Source organism: Chromobacterium sp. W521, from assembly GCF_052805975.1.
In genome coordinates this window covers 44,391-67,979 of the sequence record NZ_JBRBAF010000007.1, presented here as the reverse complement: position 1 = coordinate 67,979, position 23,589 = coordinate 44,391, and the positions used below count along the sequence as shown (strand labels likewise).

The 23,589-nt window shown below is 63.8% G+C and carries 16 protein-coding genes and 1 tRNA gene; 12 read left to right on the top strand and 5 right to left on the bottom strand.

Features of this window, described 5'->3' with window-relative positions; translation table 11 throughout:
• The first annotated feature begins 10 nt into the window (after positions 1-10).
• On the top strand, positions 11-1,591 hold the full coding sequence (locus ACUXV1_RS12320) for an MFS transporter (protein ID WP_446015518.1): 1,581 nt from the start codon (positions 11-13) through the stop codon (positions 1,589-1,591).
• The gene (locus tag ACUXV1_RS12315; protein ID WP_114152862.1) at positions 1,584-2,006 is read left to right on the top strand and encodes a MarR family winged helix-turn-helix transcriptional regulator; all 423 of its coding nucleotides are present in this window, start codon (positions 1,584-1,586) and stop codon (positions 2,004-2,006) included. The genes ACUXV1_RS12320 and ACUXV1_RS12315 overlap by 8 nt, the downstream gene beginning before the upstream one ends.
• A gap of 25 nt (positions 2,007-2,031) precedes the next feature.
• Here ACUXV1_RS12315 and ACUXV1_RS12310 read toward each other — a convergent pair whose 3' ends face one another.
• Positions 2,032-2,799, bottom strand: coding sequence for a substrate-binding periplasmic protein (locus tag ACUXV1_RS12310; RefSeq protein WP_081556660.1), 768 nt, complete (start codon positions 2,797-2,799; stop codon positions 2,032-2,034).
• 117 nt (positions 2,800-2,916) lie between these two features.
• On the opposite strand from ACUXV1_RS12310, the gene metH reads away from it, so the two are divergent.
• The 6 genes from metH (at position 2,917) to ACUXV1_RS12280 (ending at position 13,611) form a co-directional block, all read left to right on the top strand.
• Positions 2,917-6,630 (top strand): methionine synthase, encoded by a 3,714-nt coding sequence (metH, locus tag ACUXV1_RS12305; protein ID WP_446015517.1) that lies wholly within the window; start codon positions 2,917-2,919, stop codon positions 6,628-6,630.
• On the top strand, positions 6,620-7,150 hold the full coding sequence (locus tag ACUXV1_RS12300; RefSeq protein ID WP_446015516.1) for a DUF2878 family protein: 531 nt from the start codon (positions 6,620-6,622) through the stop codon (positions 7,148-7,150). The genes metH and ACUXV1_RS12300 overlap by 11 nt, the downstream gene beginning before the upstream one ends.
• Positions 7,151-7,640: 490 nt before the next feature.
• Entirely contained in the window at positions 7,641-8,390 is a 750-nt protein-coding gene (locus tag ACUXV1_RS12295) for a trypsin-like serine protease (protein WP_081556657.1), read from the top strand.
• Positions 8,391-8,779: 389 nt separating this feature from the next.
• Entirely contained in the window at positions 8,780-9,961 is a 1,182-nt protein-coding gene (locus ACUXV1_RS12290; RefSeq protein WP_446015515.1) for an Lcl domain-containing protein, read from the top strand.
• Between the two features lie 205 nt (positions 9,962-10,166).
• The gene (locus ACUXV1_RS12285) at positions 10,167-12,827 is read left to right on the top strand and encodes a cytochrome c peroxidase (protein WP_446015514.1); all 2,661 of its coding nucleotides are present in this window, start codon (positions 10,167-10,169) and stop codon (positions 12,825-12,827) included.
• A 160-nt stretch (positions 12,828-12,987) separates the two neighbouring features.
• Positions 12,988-13,611: a hypothetical protein gene (locus tag ACUXV1_RS12280; RefSeq protein WP_446015513.1), complete on the top strand. Its 624-nt coding sequence runs from the start codon at positions 12,988-12,990 to the stop codon at positions 13,609-13,611.
• 198 nt (positions 13,612-13,809) lie between these two features.
• On the opposite strand, the gene ACUXV1_RS12275 is transcribed toward ACUXV1_RS12280, so the two are convergent.
• On the bottom strand, positions 13,810-14,436 hold the full coding sequence (locus ACUXV1_RS12275; protein ID WP_446015512.1) for a glutathione S-transferase family protein: 627 nt from the start codon (positions 14,434-14,436) through the stop codon (positions 13,810-13,812).
• Between the two features lie 168 nt (positions 14,437-14,604).
• On the opposite strand from ACUXV1_RS12275, the gene ACUXV1_RS12270 reads away from it, so the two are divergent.
• Positions 14,605-14,680: transfer RNA gene (locus ACUXV1_RS12270), tRNA-Ala, on the top strand.
• 150 nt (positions 14,681-14,830) lie between these two features.
• On the opposite strand, the gene ACUXV1_RS12265 is transcribed toward ACUXV1_RS12270, so the two are convergent.
• Positions 14,831-15,757 (bottom strand): LysR substrate-binding domain-containing protein, encoded by a 927-nt coding sequence (locus ACUXV1_RS12265; protein WP_446015511.1) that lies wholly within the window; start codon positions 15,755-15,757, stop codon positions 14,831-14,833.
• A gap of 100 nt (positions 15,758-15,857) precedes the next feature.
• On the opposite strand from ACUXV1_RS12265, the gene ACUXV1_RS12260 reads away from it, so the two are divergent.
• The 3 genes from ACUXV1_RS12260 to ACUXV1_RS12250 all read left to right on the top strand — a co-directional run bounded on the left by ACUXV1_RS12260 (position 15,858) and on the right by ACUXV1_RS12250 (position 19,189).
• Complete coding sequence (locus tag ACUXV1_RS12260) at positions 15,858-17,060, top strand: MFS transporter (protein ID WP_446015510.1); 1,203 nt, start codon at positions 15,858-15,860, stop codon at positions 17,058-17,060.
• Between the two features lie 137 nt (positions 17,061-17,197).
• Entirely contained in the window at positions 17,198-18,004 is an 807-nt protein-coding gene (gene dkgB, locus ACUXV1_RS12255; RefSeq protein ID WP_446015509.1) for a 2,5-didehydrogluconate reductase DkgB, read from the top strand.
• A gap of 69 nt (positions 18,005-18,073) precedes the next feature.
• A complete protein-coding gene (locus tag ACUXV1_RS12250) occupies positions 18,074-19,189 on the top strand; it encodes an alkene reductase (RefSeq protein WP_446015508.1) in 1,116 nt (371 codons plus the stop codon).
• A gap of 68 nt (positions 19,190-19,257) precedes the next feature.
• On the opposite strand, the gene ACUXV1_RS12245 is transcribed toward ACUXV1_RS12250, so the two are convergent.
• Positions 19,258-20,373: a fimbrial protein gene (locus ACUXV1_RS12245; RefSeq protein ID WP_446015507.1), complete on the bottom strand. Its 1,116-nt coding sequence runs from the start codon at positions 20,371-20,373 to the stop codon at positions 19,258-19,260.
• Between the two features lie 108 nt (positions 20,374-20,481).
• Entirely contained in the window at positions 20,482-23,544 is a 3,063-nt protein-coding gene (locus ACUXV1_RS12240; protein WP_446015506.1) for a two-partner secretion domain-containing protein, read from the bottom strand.
• Between the last annotated feature and the right edge of the window lie 45 nt (positions 23,545-23,589).

The window sequence follows — 23,589 nt, the reverse complement described above, 5'->3', positions numbered from 1 at the left end:
GTCAACAAAAATGAGCACTTTAGCCGCAAGCGCTGGAGCGGCCGGCGCGCTGGATTTCCGCCAGAAAGTGCTGGCCATGCTTGGTCTCTGTTTCGTGCTGCTGATGGTGGCGCTGGATCAGACCGTGGTGGGCACCGCCATGCCCACAGTGGTGGCGGAGCTGCACGGCTTCGATCTCTACGCCTGGGTAGGAACCGCCTATCTGCTGACCTCGGTCATCACCGTGCCCATCTTCGGCAAGCTGGGTGACGACCACGGCCGCAAGCCCTTCGTCTTGACCGCCATCATCCTGTTCACCGTCGCTTCCATGCTGTGCGGCCTGGCTCAGAACATGCTGGAGCTGGTGCTGGCGCGCGCGCTGCAAGGCGTGGGCGGCGGCATGCTGGTGGCCACCACCTTCGCCTGCGTGCCGGACATGTTTCCCGAAACCGCGCAGCGCTTGCGCTGGCAGGTGATGCTGACCGCCGCTTTCGGCCTGGCCAACGCGGTGGGTCCGACCCTGGGCGGTTTTCTCACCGAATATCTGGGATGGCGCTGGGTCTTCTTCGTCAACCTGCCGGTGGGCCTGGCCAGTCTGTGGTTTGTCTGGCGCTATTTGCCGGCGATGCGCCGGGCCGGAACCGCGTCCAAGCTGGATTGGCAGGGCGGCTTGCTGATCGCGACGCTGCTGGGTTCTATGCAATTGCTGGTGGAATGGCTGCCGCTGCATAAGCCGCTGTGGCTGATGGCCGGCCTGGGGCTGAGCAGCCTTGCCGCCTTGGCCGGCCTGTTGTGGTGGGAGCGGCGTTGTGCCAATCCGCTGCTGCCGCTGGACATGTTGAGCCACCGCAGCCTGGCGCCCTTGTTCGGCCTGTCTTTGCTGTTGGGCGGCGGCATGTTTGCGGTGATGTATTACGCGCCGTTGATGTTCCAGGGCGGTTTTGGCTTGTCCCCGAACCAGGCTGGCCTGCTGGTGACGCCGCTGGTGGTGTGCATCACTCTGGGCAGCATCCTGAACGGCCGCATCGTCACCCGGGTGCGCCGCCCCACCCTGTTGCTGGGCTTGGGCTTGCTGCTGTTCGCCTTCACCGCCGGCGCGCTGGGCTGGGTGAACGCCGCCACCGGGCATGGGGTGGTGGCCATGCTGATGGCGGTGGGCGGCTTGGGTTTGGGCCTGCTGCTGCCTAATCTGACCATCTTCGTTCAACAGAGCGCGCCGCGAGAACAGCTTGGCGTGGCCACCGCCATGATCCAGTCCACGCGGATGATAGGCGGCATGCTGGGCACCGCGCTGGTGGGCGTGTTCGTCACCCACCGTTACGTCGCCGGCGTCAACGTCTTGTCGACCGAACCGCAATGGCTTGCCTGGCTGCGCGATCCGCAAATCCTGCTCAGCCCGGAAACCGCCGCTCGCTTCGAACAGCTGACAACGGCGGCTCGTATCAATGGCGGCGCCTTGCTCGGCGCTTCCCGGCTGGCGCTGGTGGACGCCATCCACCTTAGCCAGTGGCTGGTGGCTGCGCTGGTTGTGCTTGGCTTATTGCTTGTGCGTCGAGTCCCGCATGTAGAATTGCGCGATGTCAAAACCAAGACGGCGGTAATCCATGACTGAACGCGCCCCCAATCTGCTGCAGCAAATCGGCCGCACAGGCCGCGCCATGTACGCGGCGTTTGAGCAACAGGTGGGCTACCCCTTGCCGCGCTGGCGCATCCTCGCCGCGCTGACCGATCTGGAGCAGGCGACGCAGAAACAGCTGGCTACCCGGCTGATGATGGATCCGGGCGCGCTGACGCGGCAACTGAAGGGGATGGAGGAGGAAGAGTTGGTGCGGCGCATCACCGACCCGGCCGACAACCGCCAGACCTTGGTGACGTTGGCGCCGGCGGGTCAGGCGCTGATAGAGGCGGTACAACCCAAGCGCGAGGCTTTTTTCCAGCATGCGCTGGCCGACATACCCGCCAGCCAGATGGAAACCACGCTGGAAGTGCTGCACCGGCTGGAACAGCGTTTCCGCGGCCAGGATTAGAGCCGGCGCCGCCGGCCGACGGCTTTTATTCCTGCGGCTGCCACTGATAGGTTTTCAACACCGCCTTGATGCGGCCGCTTTTCTGCAGGCGGTCTATGGCCTGATTCAGCTGCGGCACCTTGATATCGGAGTGCGGCGCCACCGCGCACATGGTGGGCATGAAGGTCACCACTAGCGAGTGCAGCTTGAATTGCGCCGCATCCTGCGGCCAGGCGCGCGCCCAGGCGGCGAACTCCAGTTCAGACACGATGGCGACGTCGCTCAGCCGTTTTTGCACCGATTTGATCAGCAGCTCTATCCGCGCCTCCTCGTTGTGCAAGGCCGGGCTGCCGCGCCAGAAGCGTTCCAGCGTGGGATAGGTGTAACCGCGGATGGTGACGATGCGCTTGCCGGCGAGGTCGCCCACCTGGCGCAACTCCGTCGGCTGCTTCAGCGTCAACGGTCGTTCCAATTGCGGGTAGATTTCATGGGTCCAGCCCAGACGCGCCGCGTTGCCGAACCAGTCCGGATTGGCGTTGCAGATAATGTCCACCCGGCCCGATTCGATAGAAGACTCCACCCGCTTGCGGGCGATCAGGGTGAACTCCGGCCGCAGGCCCAATTCCGCCGCCAGCATCTCGCCGAGGTCCTTGGACAAGCCGCCGCGCAGATGCTCGCCGTCCGGCGACAGCATCACGACCGGCGCCGCGTCGGTATCCGCCACGCCTATCCGCAAACTACCCGCCGCCCACGCCTCCCCGCACCCTGCCGCCGCCAGCCCCGCGAGCAGCCACAGCTTATTCGTAATGGCCATATGGATGTTCTCTCTTTATTCTTAAGCAAGCGACCGGACAGTTGATTGCGAGTGTTAAGATGACCTTTTGAGTCCGTTGCGCTTGTTATCGTTGTAGACAAAAAAAGTTCAGCCGCCATGACAAAAACATTCTCGCATCCCCTCCGGCAACACCTCTCCCAACGCATTCTGATCCTGGATGGCGGCATGGGCACCATGATCCAACGCCATCAGTTGGAGGAAGCCGATTATCGGGGCGAGCGCTTTGCCGACTGGCCTTGCGACGTCAAGGGCAACAATGACTTGCTGGCGCTGACGCGCCCGGATGTGATCGGCGGCATTCACCAGGCGTATCTGGACGCCGGCGCCGACATCATCGAAACCAACACCTTCAACGCCACCTCCATCGCCATGGCGGACTACGCCATGGAAAGCCTGGTCTGGGAAATCAATCATGCCGCGGCCAGGCTGGTCAAGGAACTGTGCGAAAAGGCCAGTGCCGCCAATCCCGCCAAGCCGCGCTACTGCGCTGGCGTGCTCGGTCCCACCAACCGCACCTGTAGCATCAGCCCGGACGTCAACGACCCGGGCTACCGCAACGTCAGCTTCGACGAACTGGTGACGTCCTACACTGAGGCGATAGACGGCCTGGTGCGGGGCGGCGCGGACCTGCTGTTGGTGGAAACCATTTTCGACACCCTGAACGCCAAGGCGGCGGTGTTCGCCATCCACCAATACTTCGACGAGCGCCCGGACACGCCGCGTTTGCCCATCATGATTTCGGGCACCATCACAGATCAATCCGGCCGCACCCTGACCGGGCAGACCACCGAGGCCTTTTACAACTCGCTGTCCCACGCCGACGCGGTCAGCTACGGCCTCAACTGCGCGCTGGGTCCGGACCTGCTGCGGCCCTATGTCGAGGAAATGGCGCGGGTGTCCGCCGGCTATGTATCGGTGCACGCCAACGCCGGCCTGCCCAACGCCTTCGGCGGCTACGATCTGGAGCCGGATGCGATGGGCGAGTTTGTCCGCGAATGGGCGGAGTCCAGCCTGATCAACATCGTAGGCGGCTGTTGCGGCACCACGCCGGAACACATCGCCGCCATCGCCCGCGCGGTGGACGGCGTCGCGCCGCGGCCGTTGCCGCAGATCGAGGCCAAGTGCCGCTTGTCCGGCCTGGAGCCGTTCAACATCGGCGACGGGGATTTGTTCGTCAACGTAGGCGAGCGCACCAACGTCACCGGCAGCCGGGCCTTCGCCAAGCTGATTCTGAACGGCGACTACGCCACCGCGCTGGACGTGGCGCGGCAGCAAGTGGAGAACGGCGCTCAGGTGATCGACATCAATATGGACGAGGGCATGTTGGACGCCCACGCCGCCATGGTGCGCTTCCTCAACCTGATCGCTTCCGAGCCGGACATCGCCCGCGTGCCCATCATGATCGACAGCTCCAAATGGGACGTGATCGAGGCCGGCCTCAAGTGCATACAGGGCAAGGGCATCGTCAACTCGATCTCGATGAAGGAAGGCAAGGACAAATTCGTCGAGCAGGCGCGGCTGATTCGCCGTTACGGCGCCGCGGTGATCGTGATGGCTTTCGATGAAGCCGGCCAGGCCGACACCTATGCCCGCAAGATAGAAATCTGCGAGAACAGTTACCGCATTCTGGTGGACGAAGTGGGGTTCCCGCCGGAAGACATTATCTTCGATCCCAATATCTTCGCCGTGGCCACCGGCATCGAGGAACACGCGCGTTACGGTCTGGACTTCATCGAAGCCACCGGCTGGATCAAGCAGCAGCTGCCGCACGCCAAGATTTCCGGCGGCGTGTCCAACGTCTCCTTCTCCTTCCGCGGCAACAACAAGGTGCGGGAGGCCATCCACGCCGTCTTCCTCTACCACGCCATCCAGCGCGGCATGACCATGGGCATCGTCAATGCCGGCGCGCTGGAAGTCTACGACGAGGTAGACCCGGAACTGCGCGAGCGCATTGAAGACGTGGTGCTGATGCGCGTGCCCAAGGACGGCGGCGACGCCACCGAACACCTGATCGCGCTGGCGGAAAAATACAAAGGGGAAGCCGCCGGCGAGAAAAAGGGCGAAGACCTGGCCTGGCGCGCGCTGCCGGTGGAAAAGCGGCTGGAGCACGCGCTGGTCAAGGGCATTACCACCTTCATCGTCGAAGACACCGAGGAAGTGCGGCAGAAATCCGCGCGTCCCATCCACGTGATTGAAGGTCCGCTGATGGACGGCATGAACGTGGTGGGCGATCTGTTTGGCGCCGGCAAGATGTTCCTGCCGCAGGTGGTCAAATCCGCGCGGGTGATGAAGGCCGCCGTCGCTCATCTCGAGCCCTTCATCGAGGAGGAAAAAATCCGGCTTGGCCTGGCCGACGCGCCGGCCAAGGGCGTGATCATCATGGCCACGGTCAAGGGCGACGTCCACGATATCGGCAAGAACATCGTCGGCGTGGTGCTGCGCTGCAATAACTATCAGGTGATCGATCTGGGCGTGATGGTGCCCTGCCAGAAAATCCTGGACGCCGCCATTGAGCACAAGGCCGACATCATCGGCCTGTCCGGCCTGATCACGCCCAGCCTGGAAGAAATGAGCCATGTGGCAAAGGAAATGCAGCGCCAGGGCTTCACCATCCCGTTGTTGATAGGCGGCGCGACGACATCCAAGGTCCACACCGCCGTCAAGATCGCTCCGCACTACCAACATCCGGTGATCTACGTGCCGGACGCCAGCCGCGCCGTCGGCGTCTGCTCCAACCTGTTGTCCGATACGCTGCGCGACGCCTTCGTCTTGGAAAACCAGGCCGAGCAAGACCGCGCCCGCGAAGGCCACGCCAACAAGGCGAGCCGCAAGGTGGTCAGCCTGGAGCGCGCGCGCGCCAATAAGGAAGCGATAGACTGGACGGCCTACCAGCCGCCCAAGCCGAAATGGCTGGGCGTGCGCCGCTTCGAGCGCTACCCTTTGGCCGAGATCGCCGCTTATATCGACTGGACTCCGTTCTTCCAGAGCTGGGAGCTGGCCGGCCGCTTTCCGCGCATTCTGAACGACGAGATTGTCGGCGAATCCGCGCGCGCCTTGTACGAGGACGCGCAAGTGATGCTCAAGCAGATCATCGCCGAGAACTGGCTGGGGGCTAACGCGGTGATCGGTCTGTTCCCGGCCGCCAGCGTCAATCACGACGACATCGAAATCCGCGATCCGGACAACCGCGCCAGCCTGATGAGCTGGGTGGGGCTGCGTCAGCAACTGCCCAAGATGGACGGCAAGGCCAACTGGGCGCTGGCCGACTACATCGCGCCGCGGGACAGCGGCGTGCAGGATTACATCGGCGCTTTCGCCGTTACCGCCGGCATTGGCATCGAGCCGCACGTCAAACGCTTCGAAGACGCCGGCGATGATTATTCCTCCATCCTGCTCAAGGCGCTGGCGGACCGGCTGGCCGAAGCCTTCGCGGAACTGATGCACGCCCGCGTGCGCCGGGAATTCTGGGGCTATGCCGTCGCCGAGCAACTGGACAACGAAGCGCTGATCGATGAAAAGTACCAGGGCATCCGCCCCGCGCCCGGCTACCCCGCTTGTCCGGACCACACCGTCAAGACCGCGCTGTTCGAACTCTTGGACGCGCCGGCCATCGGCATGACGCTGACCGAAGGCTACGCGATGCTGCCCACCGCCGCCGTGTCCGGTTTTTATCTCAGTCACCCTGCCGCGCGCTACTTTGGCGTGGGCAAGATAGAGCGCGACCAAGTGGCCAGCTACGCCGAACGCCGCGGCGTCAGCGTGGAACAGGCCGAGCGCGATCTTGCCCCCAATCTGGGCTATGACGCCTGAGGCGGGCAAGCCATGGCCCAGGCTGCTGCTGGGCGGCCTGCTCTTCGGCGCCGCCGCCTGGCTGTTGCTCAGTTTCCGCGACCGCTACGTGGTGCTGTTGCTGGCCGGCGCGCTGTTGGCCTGGCAAGGATTGCCGGCCGGCCTCAAAGCCCGCGCGCTGCTGTTGACCGCGGCGGGTTGTCTGTTGGACTTCACCATTGTCGGCTTGGGACTCTACCGCTTTGTCGGCGTTGGCGTCCTGCCCTTGTGGAGGGTTGTCTTGTGGCTGAGCTTCAGCTGTTGGTGGCTGAGGCTGCTGGCTGTCTGGCGGCCGTCGCCGCGTCTGCTGGCGCTCATCGGCGCGCTGGCGGGGCCGCTAGTCTGCTGGGGAGGGCTGCAACTGCGCGCACTGCAAGCCGGCGCGCCGCCGTGGCTGGCGCTGCTGATCCTGGCCCCGTTATGGGCGGCATTGTTGGCGTGGACCTCGCGTTTGCTGCCGGGGGAGGATTGTCGGCTGGGCCAAGTGCGTGACTGTGGATAAGAACTTTATTCTCGGCATCCTGTGGATAAATGGGCAGCCCGCCGTATTCATGCGCTGAATATTGCTTGGCGCCGGCCAGAATCGTAAAAAACCGCATTGTTAACGATGCGGTTTTTTATTTACTCCACAAAAATAATAAATCATTCGAAATTAATTAAATTAGGACTATTAAATTTAACGGTTAATCGGTGAAAATTAACAAAGCAGCTATTTAAGCGCCGCTTAAAAAATGTCAGAGCCCGCCACAGGCTATTTTGCGGTATATAGGGTAATTGGTTTTAATAAAAACCTATGACTTTGTTGTTTTTGTGGCGACGAAGCATGGAAAATTCACACATAAAAATTGTTTTGCAAATCACATAATCATTGCAACCGACCGGGAAAGCTTGCGATGGGGAATGGGCAGATTCCAGCTTGAATTAAGCGAGCCGGCCCGGCCGGTCTTTTTGGATGATGAAAACCGCAATAACGATTTTGAAAAGGATATTCCGTGAAGAAAATTATCTTTGCCGCAGGCCTGCTGGCCAGTGCGCAATTGGTCGCCGCCGCGCCTTTCTCTCCAGCCGAAACCCACTACGTCAAGCTCGATTTTCGCGGCTCGTCCGGCGGGAATATCTGCGGCGGCTCGCTGGTGGGGTCGGATCTGGTGCTGACCGCCTCGCATTGCATTCTGGATAACTGGAACGGTGTGACCGCTTATTACGGCCGCCACTTCGCCCAGCGCGTGGAAACCACGCGCAACAATGCCAAGCCCAACTGGATCAAGTTCGACCATAACGGCGTGGCGGTGGATCTGGCCTTACTTAAACTGTCCCGCCCCATCGCCGGCCTAGACGGAGCCAGGGCAGTGCCGGTAGTGGCGCAAGAGGACTGCAACGGCGGGATGGGCGCAATGCAGGCCAATCTACGCATGGCGGAGACCGGCGGCCAGCTGGCGGCCAGTCTGATGGATGTCCGCGTCGCCAATATCCAGCAGCTGGGGCCGTCGCCCTTGGCCAACGGCCTGTCCTTGCTTGCCAACGGCAGGGTGGGCCGCGGCGGGGACTCCGGCAGCCCGCTGCTGTCGCCCAAGGGGGTGCAGGTGGGTGTATACAACGGCAACGCTGGCAACGTTTCCGCCTTCGCCGCATTGTGCAAATACGCGGGCAGCATCAAGGCCTGGTCCGAAGTATTAAGTCCGTCCGGCAGCCAAGTCCCGCCGCCAGGGGACTGGGTATGGCCGGACGCCGCATTGCGCTGAAACGGAGCGCAAATACAAAAGCAGCCCAAGGGCTGCTTTTTAGTTTCAGTCATTGCGCTCCGGATCTTTGTGTCTGTTCACAGTTCCGCAAGCCAGAACGAAAACGGCCGAGAAAGCACAATATAAATATGCTAAATGGGCATTGTGAAGCCGTTTTCAACGTCGTATCGCCGTAGCGCAGCAGGCATTGAACTGCTTGGAGGGGTCTGCTGTTGCTGCCAGCGCGTTCCGACGCTGCGCATCGCCTAGATCGCGCGATGTTTGCTTAACATATCGTATGCCAAAAGCTTGATCGCGACCTTCGCTTGCTTGTTTCGGACATTTTCCTTGTGTGGACGAATCTACAAACGCATAATCAATCGTCCTAAAAATGATATTTTGTTGTCAGAATGATCCGGTATTCTCAGTTTTCACTTGTTGTGGCGGCCAGCCTGACGCTAGTCGCCTGCTCGGGCGGTCCAGCCGCCCAGCCGGTCCGCACCGGCGTGTTTGTCGATAGCCCGGTAGCGGGTCTGGATTACGACAGCGGCAGCCATGCCGGCAAAACCACCGCCAACGGCGAATTCCACTACCTGGACGGCGCAACCGTTGTCTTCCGCATCGGTCAGCTGGAACTGGGCCGCAGCCTGGGCGCGCCCCAGCTTACTCCACTGCAATTGACCGGCAGCCAGAACCCGGCGGACCCCAAAGTGCTGCGTCAGGTACAGCTGCTGCTGACGCTGGATCAGGACGGCAATCCCGACAATGGCATTCAGATTGAGACGGAAATCGCCGCCCGCTTTAACCGTAGCCAAAGCCTGGAACAGGCTGGCGATCTGCAAACCCTGCTTGATCAGACCGGCATTGCTCGTCGCCTGGTCAGTGCCGATCGCGCTGCCCAGCATTTCCAGCTCAGCCTGGCCTCCTTGCGTGCGCAGCCGCCCTCCCCGCGCTTCACGCCCTTGGCCGAAGCCGACGGTGCGCCGTTGGGTGGGGCCAGGCAACGCGCCGGCTGCGTGCAGGACAAGCGGACCGGCCTGATTTGGGAAGTGAAAGCCGAGCGAGGCTTGCGTAGCCAGTTTCATAGCTACTACGCCAGCTCTAGCGGAAATGCGGCGCAGCCGGCCAAATGCGAATCCGACCAAGGGGATTGCCTGGTCGCCACCTATGTCCAGTCTGTCAGGCAGCAGAGGCTTTGCGGATTCGACGATGAGACGGCGGGCGGGGATCGTGGCTGGAGGCTTCCAACAGAACGGGAGTTGAAAACGCTGCTGGATTGGAGCCAGCGGGACAAAGCGCTTGGCCTGCCGGCATTAGACCGCTACGCGTTTCCGGATGCGGCGGCCACTTTCTATTGGACCGGCACCAGCCATTCGGAAGAAAGCACCGTGGTGGTTGCCTTTGATGATACTCACCGCAGCTTGGCCAGCATCAGCCTGGGCCAGGGCCAGGCTGCGCGGGTGCGTCTGGTGCGAGGTCCCAAGCTGGCCGACGAACCGTCGCCGCACGGCATGGACAAACCCTTGTCGGCTTATGCCTCGGTTCGCTCCGAGGGGCCATCCATCCTCCATGCCTCGGGCCGTCCGCTCTGATTATCGGCGGCTCGCCACACCTTGTTGCCGCGCCTAGAAAGGCGCGGCTCTCAACTCCCATCTAGAACCCCAAGCCCAGCCCTATGTCACCGCGGGCGGGCAAGGCGCGACCCTGCCTTGTCTATTCCCGACATGCTTCTTGTACGAACAACTCTACAAACGCATAATTCCTGTCTTCAAATAAAAATGATTATTAATTACAAAAATGCACTCGCGCCTTGTTCTTCCCTTCATCCTGGCAGGCAGCCTGGCCGTGTCCGCCTGCTCCGGCGGCCCAGCCGCCCAGCCGGTCCGGACCGGTGTTTTCGTCGATAGCCCGGTAGCGGGCCTGGACTACGACAGCGGCAGCCATGCCGGCAAAACCACCGCCAGCGGCGAATTCCACTACCTGGACGGCGAAATCGTCGTCTTCCGCATCGGTCAGCTGGAACTGGGCCGTGGCCTGGGTGCGGCCCAGCTTACCCCGCTGCAACTGGTTGGCAGCCAGAACCCGGCGGATCCCAAAGTGCTGCGTCAGGTACAGCTGCTGCTGACGCTGGACGAAGACGACAACCCCAACAACGGCATCCAGATCAGCGCTGACACTTCAGCCCGCTTCCGTCGCAGCATGCGCTTGGAACAGGCCGGCGATTTGCAAACCTTGCTGGATGCCGCCGGTATTGCCCGCAGCGTAGTGGCCGCCGACTACGCGGCCAGCCACTTTCGCCTGAGCCTGGCCGCGCTGCGCGAACAGCCGCCCGGTCCGCGCTTTACCCCGCTGGCCGAAACCGACGGCGCGCCCCTGAGCGACGCGGGCGAACGCGCCGGCTGCGTGAAAGACAAGCAGACCGGCTTGATCTGGGAAGTGAAGTCCGTGCAGGGCCTGCGCAGCCAGTTCCACAGCTATTACGCCAGCGCCAGCCGCAAACCGGAACGCCCGGCCCAATGCGAGCCCGGCCAGGAAGACTGCCTAGCCGTTACCTACACCGAAGCCGTGAACAAGCAAAAACTCTGCGGCTTCGAAGACAGCGAAGACGACATCGCCGCGGAGCGCGGCTGGCGGCTGCCCACCGAGCGAGAACTGAAAACCCTGTTGGACTGGAGCCAGTACGACCGTTCGCGCGGCCTGCCAGCCATGGACCGCCATGCCTTCCCGGACGCCGAAGCCGCCTTTTACTGGACCGCCACCAGCCGCCGGGGAGAAGGCGCAGTGGCGGTGGCTTTCGACGATACCCACCGCACCCTGTCCAGCGTCAGTCTCAGCCTGGGCCAGCCGGCGCGGCTGCGTCTGGTGCGCGGCCCCAAGCTGGCGGACGATCCCAACCCGGAAGACAATCCACCGCCGCAGCCGGCCTACATCCCGGTGAGCGCCGACGGCCAACTGGCCGCGCCGGCCCAGGCTGCCTGCGTTGACGACAACCTGCACCCGGACAGCTGGCGCGACATCATCCTGTGGCAAGCCCGGCCGCGGCCGGCCAGCGCGGCCAGCCTCAATCCGGCGCTAGCCGCGTTGCAACAGCAACGGTTGTGCCAACAGGACAATTGGCGGCTGCCCAGCGTGATCGAGGCCATCCGCTGGCTGCAATTGCAACAAGATCAGGACTACCCCGCCGCCAACGCCGCCGCCGCCCGAGTATGGGCGCGCGACGCGAGCGGCGAGCTCTACGGCCTGGACCGAAACGGCGGAAAACAGAGCGCGGCCCATTTCGCCGGCCAGGCCGAGCAACCGCTGCTGGTCGCCCTCTCCATCCGGCCGGCCAAACCGCCGCTGCCGGATAGCGACGGCGAGGAGCCGGACGCCGCCGAGCTGGCGCAATGGCGGACCCGCTACAGCCAATACCAGCCCGGCGCGGACAGCCAAGCGGTCTGGCCCGCGCCCACATTGGATACAGCGGCGCAAGCCGGTTTCCGCGATCTGGGCCTGCTGCCGGCGGTGCCGTTTCCCGCCGACAACCCCTATAGCGCCGCCAAAGTGGCGCTGGGCGACAAACTGTTCCGCGACCCCCGGCTGTCCCGCAACAACCGCATCGCTTGCATCAGCTGCCACGCGCCGGAACATGGCTGGAGCGATCCGCGCTCGGTGTCCCAGGGCCACATTGGCCAATTGGGCGGCCGCAACGCCATGACCCTGCTCAATACCGCCTACGTCGGCGCGCTATTCTGGGACGGCCGCGCCGCCAGCCTGGAAGAGCAAGCCAAGGGCCCGGTGGCCAATCCACTGGAAATGCACCAGCCGCTGGGCCAGGCCGTGGCCAAGATCGCCGCCGCGCCGGAATACGCGTCGTTGTTCACCGCCGCCTACGGCGACAGCCGCGTGGACCTGGACCGCATGACCAAGGCCATCGCCACCTTCGAGCGCACCCTGATCAGCCAGGACAGCGCCTTCGACCGCTTCCTCAAGGGCGAGCGCGCCGCGCTGAACGACCAGGCGCTGTGGGGCCTGCATCTGTTCCGCACCAAGGCGCGCTGCATCAACTGCCATAACAGCCCGCTGCTGTCCGACAACCAGTTCCACAACACCGGCCTCAACTACATCGGCCGCGACAAGGAAGACCTGGGCCGCGGCGGCGTCACCGGCCTGCGCGCCGACCTGGGCAAATTCCGCACCCCCTCCTTGCGAGATCTGCTCTACACCGGCGACTACATGCACACCGGCGACATGCCGCTGGACGAGGACGGCGCCGGCGTGATCGAGTTCTACAACAACGGCGGCAATCTGGTGGAGGCGGTGGGCGTGGAAAAATACACGCTGCCCAAGCCCTCGCCGCTGCTCAAGCCGCTGGGCCTCAGCGCCGCGGAAAAACAGGCGTTGCACGCCTTCCTGCAAGCCTTGTCCGGCCCGCCGCGGCTGCAGCCGGCCAGCGAGGCCGAGCTCTTCCGGCGCTGAGAAACACTCATGATCAGCCACGGCCCGGCATCACCGCCGGGCCGTGGTCACGCTTGAATCCACTGGCGCAAACACCGTTTACGGTTTATTTCAAAATATCGCGCCATGACATGCGCGTGTTTTGAAAATCTGAAACCAATGAGCAACAAGGGGGGACGCGATGGCGTGGTCGTTGCAAAGGGCTTTCAATAATGCCGGGAACGGCGCCAACGCCGCCGGGGTGTGCGAGGCCGCGGTTTGCCTGTGGCTCAAACACATTCAAGACCGCGTGGGCAAATTCAATATGGGCAGCAGCGCCGGCGACTACCTGCCCACCACCGCGCAGGCGGACGCGCTCTACCAGCAGTTCGACAACGGGGCCTACCTGTTCCGCTTCGCCTCCTATCTGGAACAGCAGGTCTACCCCTCGGTGGCCGCCCACAACCGGGTGGGCGACGCCAATCATGCGGAAACCTTCGGTCTCACCTTCTGCCACTACAGCAACAACGCCCACGGCGCCAGCGCCCAAGCCTGGCAAGACATCATCGAAAATCGGATGGTGCGCGGCGACGCCCTGTTTCTCAACCTGATGCGCAACGGCGGCGCTTCCGGCCACGCCGTCGGCGTCTACAAGGGCAGCGACTATATCTGGGTGTTCGATCCGAACCGCGGGCTCTACCGCGGCAATGTCAGCGCCGGCTGCTGCAGCGCGGCGGACTTGTTCCGCGCGGCGCAATACCTAGCCGGCCTCACCACCGGTCACTGGAACGAGACGGTTTACTACGGACTGCATATGCGGGCGTGATGCCCGGACCAAGCTTGATTGACCTCTCCCCGCCGCCACGGCGGCAAGCCGCCTGGTGCCGCGCAATGGCGGCACCAGGATGGCAAACCTGAATTGTAAGGAACACGCTTTGTAAACCGCGCGCGTGGCAACCGTCGGGCCGCGTTGAGTGGCCATGATAGTGACGGCTGTACGCCAATCGAGGAATTAGGAATTTTATTAAGCCACCCCCACACTCCCATGCGTCACAAACCCCGGCCGTTGAATCAGGCGCTGATAATAGGCGTGCGCATGCGGCAGTTCCGGCTTGTCGAAAGGCGTTAGCTGCCAGCGATGGATGGACAGGCCGAGCACGATGTCGGCCAGGGTGAAATCGTCGCCGCAGATGTGGGGCGTATCCTGCGCGGCCAGTTGCCGGTCCAGAATGGCCATATAGTGGCCCCACTGTTGAATGCTGGCCTGGATCAGCGCCGGGTCCTGGTGTTCCGGACTGCGGCGGCTGAGGCCGTGGAAGGCGTAACCCCATGAGCCGTTCAGTTCGGTGGCCTGCCAGTCCATCCATTTTTCCACCTGGGCGCGGCTGCGCGGATCGGTGGGCAGCAAGTGGCTGGCTCGGCGCGAATCGGCCAGGTAGCGGCAGATGGTGTTGGATTCCCACAGCACCAGGCCGTCGTCCACCACCGCCGGAATCAGCGCATTGGGGTTGAGTGCCAGGAACTCCGGGCTGCTGGCGGACTGAAAGCCGCGGCCCCAGTCTTCGCGTTGGTAGTCGATGCCTATTTCATGACAGGTCCACAGCACTTTGCGGACGTTGATGGAACTGGTGCGGCCCAGGATGCGCAGCATGGAAATCTCCGGCGATGATGTTGGGATGAACCGGAGCAGTGTAGTCTCGCCGGGGGCGGGCATGCCATTGAAATGAAGAGTTGTGGCGGGGATGCGCCAGCTTGGCCAGGAGCCGTGGGGTCGGGCTTGGCAAGCGCAAGGCCCTTGTCATATCATGGCTGTCGATTTGGGCCGATAGCTCAGCTGGGAGAGCGCTGCGTTCGCAATGCAGAGGTCGGGAGTTCGATCCTCCTTCGGTCCACCATCTTCCTCTCCCTTGTTTCCCCATGTGACCGTAAGCCTGTCTTGGCCAAACTGCCTGCTTATCCTCTGCTTTCATCTTGCTCGCCGTATCCGTTCCGCCGTCGTCACGCTTTGAACCGCTTCAGCTGCGCTAAAGTCTCTTGAGCGGGAGTTATTTATCGGCCCATCGCCTCGCCCGCTCTGCGGGCGTCTTGTTGTTGAGCGACTGGATCAGGTGGTCGATGAAGGAGGCGATCCGCGACGATACCGCGGTGTTGCGGTAATAGACGGCCTGGACCGGCTGGCGCATGTCCAGGGTGTCCGGTGTGAGGATTTGGACCAGACGGCCGGATTCGCGGTCTTGCTCGGTCATGAAATCCGACAGGCAGACGATGCCGGCGCCGTTCAGCGCAAGCTGACGCAGCGTCTCTCCGCTGGAGGTCCGCACCGCCGGTTCAATCCGGTAGGTCTCGCCGTCGGCGCCGAGCAGCGGCCAGTTGTTCAGCATCTCGGGCTGATTGAAGCCCAGCAGCGCGTGCCGGCTCAGCGCTTGGACATCGCGCGGCTGACCGTGGGCTTCCAGATAAGCCGGGCTGGCGAGAATGCGCAGCCGGCTATGGCCGATCAGGCGGCTGTGCAGCGTTGAGTCCTTCAGCCGGCCGATGCGGATCGCCACATCGGTGCGGCGTTCCAGCAGGTCGATGATGCCTTCATTGCTGTTCAATTCCAGCTCCACCTGCGGGTAGCGCTCGCGGTAGGCGCGGACCAGCGGCACGATCACGTGCAGCATGAAGGGGGTGGCGGCGTCGACCCGCAGCCGCCCGGACGGCTGTTCGCGCCGCGCCAGCATTTGCTCCTCGGCGTTGTCCACCGATTCGATGATGGCGCGGGCGTTGTGCAGGAAGGCGCGGCCTTCCTCGGTCAGCTCCAGGCGGCGCGTGGTCCGGCGCAGCAGCGTAGTCTTCAGCTTATCTTCCAGCCGCGCCAGCGAGCGGCTGGTGGCCGATACGGTGAGCTCCAGTTGCTGGGCCGCGGCGGTGATGGAGCCGGTGTCGACCACGGCGACGAAGGCCTGAAGTTCGTCTAGCGTGACTTTCATTGTTGAATTTAATTCAAGATAATTTCGTTTATAAGCTGGTTTTTGCGCAAAAGTAAAGCGGGCACACTGCATCCATTCCTTAAGGACCATGGATTCAAACATGCCACTTGCTCTACTCGCGCTGACCATTAGCGCCTTCGCTATCGGGACGACCGAATTCGTCATTGTCGGGCTGATCCCGACCATCGCGTCCGACCTTCAGGTGAGCCTGCCCTCCGCCGGCTTGCTGGTCAGTCTCTACGCGCTCAGCGTCGCTATCGGCGCGCCGTTGTTGACCGCGCTGACCGGCCGCGTGCCGCGCAAGACGCTGTTGGCCGCGCTGATGGCGTTGTTTACCGTTGGCAATCTGGTCGCCTGGCGTTCGCCCGGCTATGAGTCGCTGATCGTCGCGCGCATTCTCACCGGCCTCGCCCACGGCGTGTTCTTCTCGGTCGGCTCCGTCATCGCCACCACGCTGGTGCCCAAGGACAAGGCCGCCAGCGCGATTGCAACCATGTTCAGCGGCATGACCGTGGCCTTTGTCGCCGGCATCCCGCTCGGCACCTTCATCGGCCAACACTTTGGCTGGCGGGCTACTTTCCTGGTCGTCGCGCTGTTTGGCCTCGTCGCCTTGGTTGGCTCCCTGATCTTCATGCCGCGCCGTATCGCGCAGACGGAGCCGGCGCCGCTGGCGCGGCAGTTGCGCGTGCTGACCCAGCCGCGGCTGCTGTTGGTCTACGCAATGACGGCGGTGGGCTACGGCGGCTCGCTGATCGCCTTCACCTATATGGCGCCGCTGCTGGAGCAGATTGCCGGCTTCACCCCGGCTCAGATCAGCTTGGTGTTGGTTGGCTACGGCGTATCGGTCGCCTTCGGCAATGTCTGGGGCGGCAAGCTGGCGGACCGCGCCGGTCCGGTCAAGGCGTTGAAGCGGATTTTCCTGCTGCTGGCGCTGGTGTTGCTGGCCTTGACCTTCACCGTTCACTTCGCCGGGTTGGCGGTGCTGACGATGCTGGCCTGGGGCGCCGTCGCCTTCGGCAATGTGCCCGGCCTGCAAGTCTACGTCGTCAAGCAGGCGCGGCATTTCGCGCCGGAAGCGGCGGACATCGCGTCGGGCTTCAATATCGCCGCCTTTAATCTCGGCGTTGCCGGCGGTTCCTCGCTGGGCGGGCTGATTGTGGAACGCATCGGCCTGGCTCATACGCCGTGGATTGCGGCGGCTGTGACGCTGGGCGCTTTCGCGTTGACCGCTTGGAGCGGCGCGCTGGACCAGCGCGACGGCCTGCCAGCCCGCACCGCCGAAGCCGCGGAACCGGCGTATTGAGCGTTGCCCGCATGACGACGCCTGCTCTGCTGCCGCTGTTTGCCGGCAAGCGCTTATTGCTGTTTTTCGCATGGGTCTGGATGGGCACAACCCTGCCATCGACTTAGCCGCCCACTACTTTTTATGGAGAACGCATCATGAACACCATTCCCGCTTTTGGCCTCGGCACGTTCCGCTTGCAAGATCAGCTTGTCATCGACTCGGTTAGCAATGGCTTGGAGTTAGGCTACCGCGCCATAGACACCGCGCAGATTTACGGTAACGAGGCGGAAGTCGGCGCCGCGATCGCCGCTTCCGGCGTGCGCCGCGACGAGCTGTTTTTGACCACCAAGATCTGGGTCGACCACTACGCCAAGGACAAGCTGTTGCCCAGCCTGGAGGAGAGCCTGGCCAAACTGCGCACCGATTATGTCGATCTGACGCTGATCCACTGGCCGGCGCCGGGCAATGGCGTGTCGGTCGAGGAGTTCATGACCGCGCTGGCCGAGGCCAAGGCCAGGGGCCTGACCCGCCGTATCGGCGTGTCCAACTTCAATATCGAGCTGACCCGTCAGGCGATCGCCGTGGTGGGTAAGGAGGAGATTGCAACCAACCAGATCGAGCTGAGCCCCTATCTGCAAAGCCGCAAGCTGGTGGACTTCCTGCAGGGCCAAGGCATTCACGTCACGTCCTACATGACGCTCGCCTACGGCAAGGTGCTGGGCGATCCGGTGATCGCCGCCATTGCGCAGCGGCACCAGGCCACGCCGGCCCAGGTGGCGCTGGCTTGGGCGCTGCAGCTTGGCTATTCGGTGATTCCGTCGTCCACCAAGCGAGAGAACCTGGCCAGCAATCTGCTGGCGCAGCGCCTGCGCCTGAGCGAGGAGGACATGGCGCGGATCGCCGCGTTGGAGCGCAACGGCCGTCAGGTGGACCCCGCTGGCCTTGCGCCGCGGTGGGACTGAGCGCGCCGCGCCGTATTTGAATCAATGCCGCCGCGGCCGGCAGGCCGCGACGGAAACCGGAGATACCGCATGAACCATGATCCTTTGTTTCAAACACTGCGGCTTGGCGCGCTGACGCTGCCCAACCGCATCGTGATGCCGCCGATGACGCGTTCGCGCGCCAGCCAGCCAGGCGACGAGGCCAATGAACTGATGGCCGCGTATTACGCTCAGCGGGCCGGCGCCGGCTTGATCGTGGGCGAGGGCGCCCATATCGCGCCGCTGGCCAAGGGCTATGCGTGGACGCCGGGCATTCATACTCCGGCGCAAGTGGCCGGCTGGCGCAAGACGACCGAGGCGGTGCACGCGGCCGGCGGCCGCATTTTCGCTCAGCTCTGGCATGTTGGCCGGCTCAGCCACAGCAGCTTGCTTGGCGGCGAGCAGCCGGTGTCGTCGTCGGCGATCCAGGCCGTCGGGGTCCAGGTGTTCATCGCCGGCGAAGACGGCCGCACGCCGGGCTTCGTCCAGGCCTCGGCGCCGCGCGCCTTGAGCGTGGCCGAGATTGGCGAGGTGGTGGAGCAATATCGCGCCGCCGCCCGCAACGCGATGGCGGCGGGTTTTGACGGCGTGGAACTGCACGGCGCCAACGGCTATCTGGTGAATCAGTTCATCGATTCGAACGCCAATACCCGCACCGACGAATACGGCGGCTCGTTGCCTAAGCGCCTGCGTTTTCTCGGTGAAGTCGCTCAGGCCTTGATCGACGGCTGCGGCGACGCGTCGTGCGTGGGTATCCGGCTGGCGCCGTTGACCACGGCGAACGGTTGCGTAGACGACGATCCGGAAACCACCTACTTGGCCGCGGCCAAGCTGCTAGGCGAGTTGGGCGTCGGCTATCTGCATATCGCGGAAGCGGACTGGGACGACGCGCCGCTGATGCCGCTGGCTTTCAAGCAAAAGCTGCGCGCGGCTTTTCCCGGCGTGCTGATCTACGCGGGCAAGTACACCGCGGAGCGGGCGCGCGAGGCGATTGCCGCCGGCTGGGCCGATCTGATCGCCTTCGGCCGGCCCTTCGTCGCCAACCCGGATCTGCCTGAGCGTTTGCGCACCGGCGCGCCGTTGGCGACGCATGACCGCGCAACCTTGTTTGGCGGCGGCGCGCATGGGCTGACAGACTATCCGGCGCTGGCCGAGTCGTTGGCTTGAGCCAGCCGTCCGCGAGGACGGCGCTGAATGGCTGTTCTGTTCTCCTTGACCCGCTCCATGGCGCGGGCTCAGGGGTAGGTGATGATGAAGACGGCCTTGGCATTGGCGTGGCCGGCGGTGACATTGCCGGTGCGCACATAGTGGGCGAACAGCGGCATGCTGACCATTCCGTCCAGGGGTGAACCCATGTCGAAGCTGGGCGTGCCGGCATCGTTTTCCGGCCCAAACGCGATGATGTCGCTTTCCGCGCCGGCCAGACTCCGGCTCAGTTGCAGCCCCAGGCCTTGGGCGGCGGCGACGCCTCCTTCGGGGTTGGCGTTGATGCTGAGCAGCCGGCTGCGATTGCCAGGTTGGTTGGCGTCGCTGAATTGAATCTTGGGCCGGGCTTGCGCCGCGCATTTGCTGAGCTGCAGCGAGAATTGCTGGGGCGCTTGGGTGGATGGCTGGCCCAAGGCGGGGAAGTCCGCCGGGGTGTACTGTCCCATCCGGACGATGACGTTGGCGGTCTGTAGTTCGCAGGTGTTGGCCACGGGCACGTTGATGTTCAACAGCTCGCCAAAAGAGGCCTGCTGGTAACAATCTCTTGTTACGTTGCCGTTGCGGGTGGCGTCAATGTAGAAGGAGGCGCCGGCGCCGGGCACGTTTCTCACGGTGCCGCCCGGCGTGGGACCGGTCAAGATCAGTTCCTGATACAGCTGCAAGGTTAGGGTGTCGAATGCGCCGCCACTCGTGGATTCGGCGAGTTTCGAGGTCAACACGCGCTCCATAGTGGGGTCGTACGGCAGAGAGGGCTCCCCGTTCTCTGCTCGGTAGCTCCAGCGCAAACCGATGCCGGCGATATTGGTGGGCATGGTTTCATGGAGCCCAAGCTGGCCGCCGTTGCCGTTGGTCCAGGCGCCGTGGATGCGAACGATGTCCGGTCCGACGGCCTGGCCTTGATATTCCCCGCGCACGGCAATGCCGCGCTTGGCCAGCACGGTGCCCGGCGGGGTGTCGGCGGTAATGGTGATGGCGCTGCCGCTCAAGCCGTTCCAGGGGCCGGGCGTGGTGTTGGCGAGAGTGCAGTTGCGCGCCGCCGCCGCGTGGGCTGTGACGCCATGGCTAAGCAAAAGGGCGGTCAGGCAGGCCGCGCATGCGCGCCGGATAAGCCGCGCTTGTGGAGTGGAGCGGATTGCGTGGGCCATTTTTCCTTCCTTGGGAACTGATGACGGTCCGCGCCGCTCCAGCGGAGGCGGCGCGAACCGGATTACAGCCTGGTCAGGCCGCCGGATAGACCGACGGCCGGGCGGGGCTTAGAAGTAGTAGTAAGACGAGATGGTGCCCTGGTTGACGCCGTACAGCGGCACCAGCAGCGCATTGCCCGTTACTTCATTGGCGCGCATCAGGCCGTAGTTCCAACCCACCAGGCCGCCATAGGTCTGGCGCCAGCCATTGACGAAGTTGACCTTGCTGCTGGCGGTGGAGTAGTCGACGGTGCCGCCGTCTTCGTTCATGCCCACCAGGCCGCCCAGGATGCTTTCCACGCCGCCGCTGACCGCGCCGCTGGCCACGGAGCTCTGGATTTCGCTCTGATTGAGCCCTACCAGGCCGCCGACGATGCTGCGGTATTCGCCGCGCACATTGCCGGTGGCTTGGGCGGTGGTGATGCGGCCGGCGTTTTCGCTGTTGCTGTTGACGCCCACCAGGCCGCCGACGCGGCTGGTGTTGCCGCCGGAAACGTCGCCGGAAGCATCCACGGATTCCAGGTTGCCGCCGTTGTAGCCCACCAGGCCGCCTACTTGGCTATTGGTCCAGCCGCTGACTTTGCCGCTGGCGCGCGCATAGCTGACGTTGCCGCTGTTGTTGCTGCCTATCAGGCCGCCCACGCGGCTGTTATGGCCGCCGGTCACCGCGCCGCGCGCTTCCGCTGTGCGGATGTTGCCGCCGTTGTTGGTGCCGATCAGGCCGCCCAGGCTGGCGCCGGAGGTGTCGTACACCGCGCCGGTGGCGCTGACGTCTTCCAGCTCTCCGCGTTGGTTAAGGCCCACAAGGCCGCCAATGGCGGAGCTGCCCACGCCGGTGATCTTGCCGCTGGCGCTGGATTTCACGATCTGACCGCCTTCGTTGTGGCCCACCAGGCCGCCGATGCGGCTGTCGTAGGTGGCGTATACGCTGTTGCTGGCTTGGGAGTCGATAATCCGGCCGCCTTTGGTGTAGCCCACCAGGCCGCCGACATTGACGCCGGCGCGGGCGTCGATAGCCCCGGCGGCGCTGGAGCCGCTGATTGTGCCGCCGTTGTTGAGGCCCACCAGGCCGCCCACGCCGCCGCTGCCGATTTCATTGCGCGGCATGTAGTAGGCGTATACGCGGGCATCGGTGCGGGAGGCATGGATGACGCCGCGGTTTTCCCCCACCAGGCCGCCCAGCACTTGGGTGTAGCCGTTGCCGTAGACACTGCCGGTATAGGCGGAGTTGAACACGTCGCCGGTATTGGCGCCGATCAGGCCGCCGACGATGTTCATCGGGCTGCCGTAGGCGTTGACGGTGGCGTTGCTGGTGGCGTTGTGGACGGTGCCCGTGTTGCGGCCCACCAGGCTGCCGATTTCGACGCGGCCGGTGTAGTTGGCGTAGCCGGTTACGGAGCTGTTGATCAGGTTGACGTTGCCGATGACGCCGGCGTTGTTGGCGAACAAGCCCAGCGCCGGGCCGGCGTTCTGGATGTTCAGGCGGGTGATGTTGTTGCCCAGGCCGTCGAACACGCCGGAGAACGCCGCGCCGCCGTTGCCGCCTATGGAGTTGAACACGCGCCCGTAGCCGTCGATGGCGTTGCCCAGCACATAGAGGCCGTTCAGATTGGTGTTGACGGCTTGCAGTTGGGCCACGTCCTGGATCACGGTGTAACGCTTGCCGTTGGATTCGAAGCCGGCGCCCTTGCCGGACAGGGTGACGCGCTTGCCGGCGGCGACCACGCGACCTTGGCCGGTGGTGTCTTCGTGGTTGAGCGCCAGGGAGGTGCCGGCTCCGCTCAGGCTGAGGTTGGCGTTGAGCATGACCTGCTTTTGGGCGGTCAGATTCACCGCGGCGCCTGCGCCGCTGGCGTTGAGGTCGGCGTTCAGATTGACGTTTTGCCGGTCGGAGCGCAGCGTCAGCTTGTTGCCGCTGGACCAATTGATCTTGCCGTTGGCGTTGAGGTCGCCCTGAGTGCTGACCAGCTCGATATTGGTGTTGGCCAGGTTGCGCGAGACGGTGTCGCTGTAGAGGCCGCTGGATACCGGAGTAGAGGCGGAGGGGCTGAGGTCCAGTTGCTCGGCGCTGACTTTCCACGTGCCGGTGCGGCCGTTGCTGGCCGCGGTGGTCACGTTGGTGGCCAGCGCAACGGTCACGGCCTTGCCTTTGACTTCGATCTGGCCGCCGTCGCCCAGGAAGCTGCCTTGAGCGCTGGCGTTAAGCGTGCCGGCCACGTTGACGCGCTGATTGTCGCCGGCGTCCAGCACGATCTTGCCGGCGCGGTTTTGCAGGGTGCGGGCTTCGATCACGCCGGTGTTGTTGACGACGTTGCTCAGGAGGGTGTTGCTGGCGCGGGCGGTCATCAGCACCTCTCCGCCGTCGGCGCGCAACAGGTTGCCGTTGCGCACTTCGGCGTTGATCGCCGCTTCATCCACTTGCAGGTTCACGAGGCCGGAGCCGTCGAAGTTCAAGGTGAAGGCCTTGCCGCCGGCCAGGGCCACTTTGCCCAGGTTGGCCTGGATCACGCCGGTATTGCTGACGCGCGCCCCTAGCAGCGCCACGGCGCCGCCATTTTGGGCTATGAGGGTGCCCTGGTTGGAGACTTCCGCCGCGGAGTTGCCTTCAAAACGGTAGTTGCCGGCCATGAAGCGTTCAACCGAGAGGTCCTGAGTGGAGGCGACCAGGCCGCCCACGTTGACTTGCGCGGTTTTGCCGAACAGCACGCCGTTGGGGTTGACCAAGAACACGCGGCCGTTGGCGTTCAACTGCCCCATGATGTTGCTGCCGTCCACGCCCACCACGCGGTTGAGGGCGATGGAGGCGCTGTTGGGCTGGTTGAAGGTGACTTTATGGCCGTTGCCGATATTGAAGCTGTTCCAGTCGATCGCCAGTTTGTCGCTGGATTGATTGATGGACATTTGCTTGCCGTTGTCGAACACCAGGATGTTGCCGTTGCCGGCCTTGATGTTGCCGCCGTCCGGCAAGTTGGCCGCCTGGACGTGCGCCGTCAGCAGCAGGGCCAGAGCCGGCAGGCTGCGCGCCAGGAGGCGGCTGCCGCTGCCCGGCTTGCCGCGAGCGCGGCTGAGTTCGCTGCCAACGCTCCAGCACTGGCGCAGGGAATTCCAAATCAGAGCGTAATTCTTATTCATGACAACTCCATCTTGTTGATAAGCGAAATGCAGGCTCCCGTGTGA

Bases quoted from the DNA above. Each gene is read 5' to 3' on its own strand.
- metH (WP_446015517.1), top strand. From the start codon at position 2,917: ATGACAAAAACATTCTCGCATCCCCTCCGGCAACACCTCTCCCAACGC.
- ACUXV1_RS12290 (WP_446015515.1), top strand. From the start codon at position 8,780: ATGATCCGGTATTCTCAGTTTTCACTTGTTGTGGCGGCCAGCCTGACG.
- ACUXV1_RS12280 (WP_446015513.1), top strand. From the start codon at position 12,988: ATGGCGTGGTCGTTGCAAAGGGCTTTCAATAATGCCGGGAACGGCGCC.
- ACUXV1_RS12250 (WP_446015508.1), top strand. From the start codon at position 18,074: ATGAACCATGATCCTTTGTTTCAAACACTGCGGCTTGGCGCGCTGACG.
- ACUXV1_RS12245 (WP_446015507.1), bottom strand. From the start codon at position 20,373: ATGGCCCACGCAATCCGCTCCACTCCACAAGCGCGGCTTATCCGGCGC.
- ACUXV1_RS12260 (WP_446015510.1), top strand. From the start codon at position 15,858: ATGCCACTTGCTCTACTCGCGCTGACCATTAGCGCCTTCGCTATCGGG.
- ACUXV1_RS12310 (WP_081556660.1), bottom strand. From the start codon at position 2,799: ATGGCCATTACGAATAAGCTGTGGCTGCTCGCGGGGCTGGCGGCGGCA.
- ACUXV1_RS12275 (WP_446015512.1), bottom strand. From the start codon at position 14,436: ATGCTGCGCATCCTGGGCCGCACCAGTTCCATCAACGTCCGCAAAGTG.
- ACUXV1_RS12320 (WP_446015518.1), top strand. From the start codon at position 11: ATGAGCACTTTAGCCGCAAGCGCTGGAGCGGCCGGCGCGCTGGATTTC.
- dkgB (WP_446015509.1), top strand. From the start codon at position 17,198: ATGAACACCATTCCCGCTTTTGGCCTCGGCACGTTCCGCTTGCAAGAT.
- ACUXV1_RS12300 (WP_446015516.1), top strand. From the start codon at position 6,620: ATGACGCCTGAGGCGGGCAAGCCATGGCCCAGGCTGCTGCTGGGCGGC.
- ACUXV1_RS12265 (WP_446015511.1), bottom strand. From the start codon at position 15,757: ATGAAAGTCACGCTAGACGAACTTCAGGCCTTCGTCGCCGTGGTCGAC.
- ACUXV1_RS12285 (WP_446015514.1), top strand. From the start codon at position 10,167: ATGCACTCGCGCCTTGTTCTTCCCTTCATCCTGGCAGGCAGCCTGGCC.
- ACUXV1_RS12315 (WP_114152862.1), top strand. From the start codon at position 1,584: ATGACTGAACGCGCCCCCAATCTGCTGCAGCAAATCGGCCGCACAGGC.
- ACUXV1_RS12240 (WP_446015506.1), bottom strand. From the start codon at position 23,544: ATGAATAAGAATTACGCTCTGATTTGGAATTCCCTGCGCCAGTGCTGG.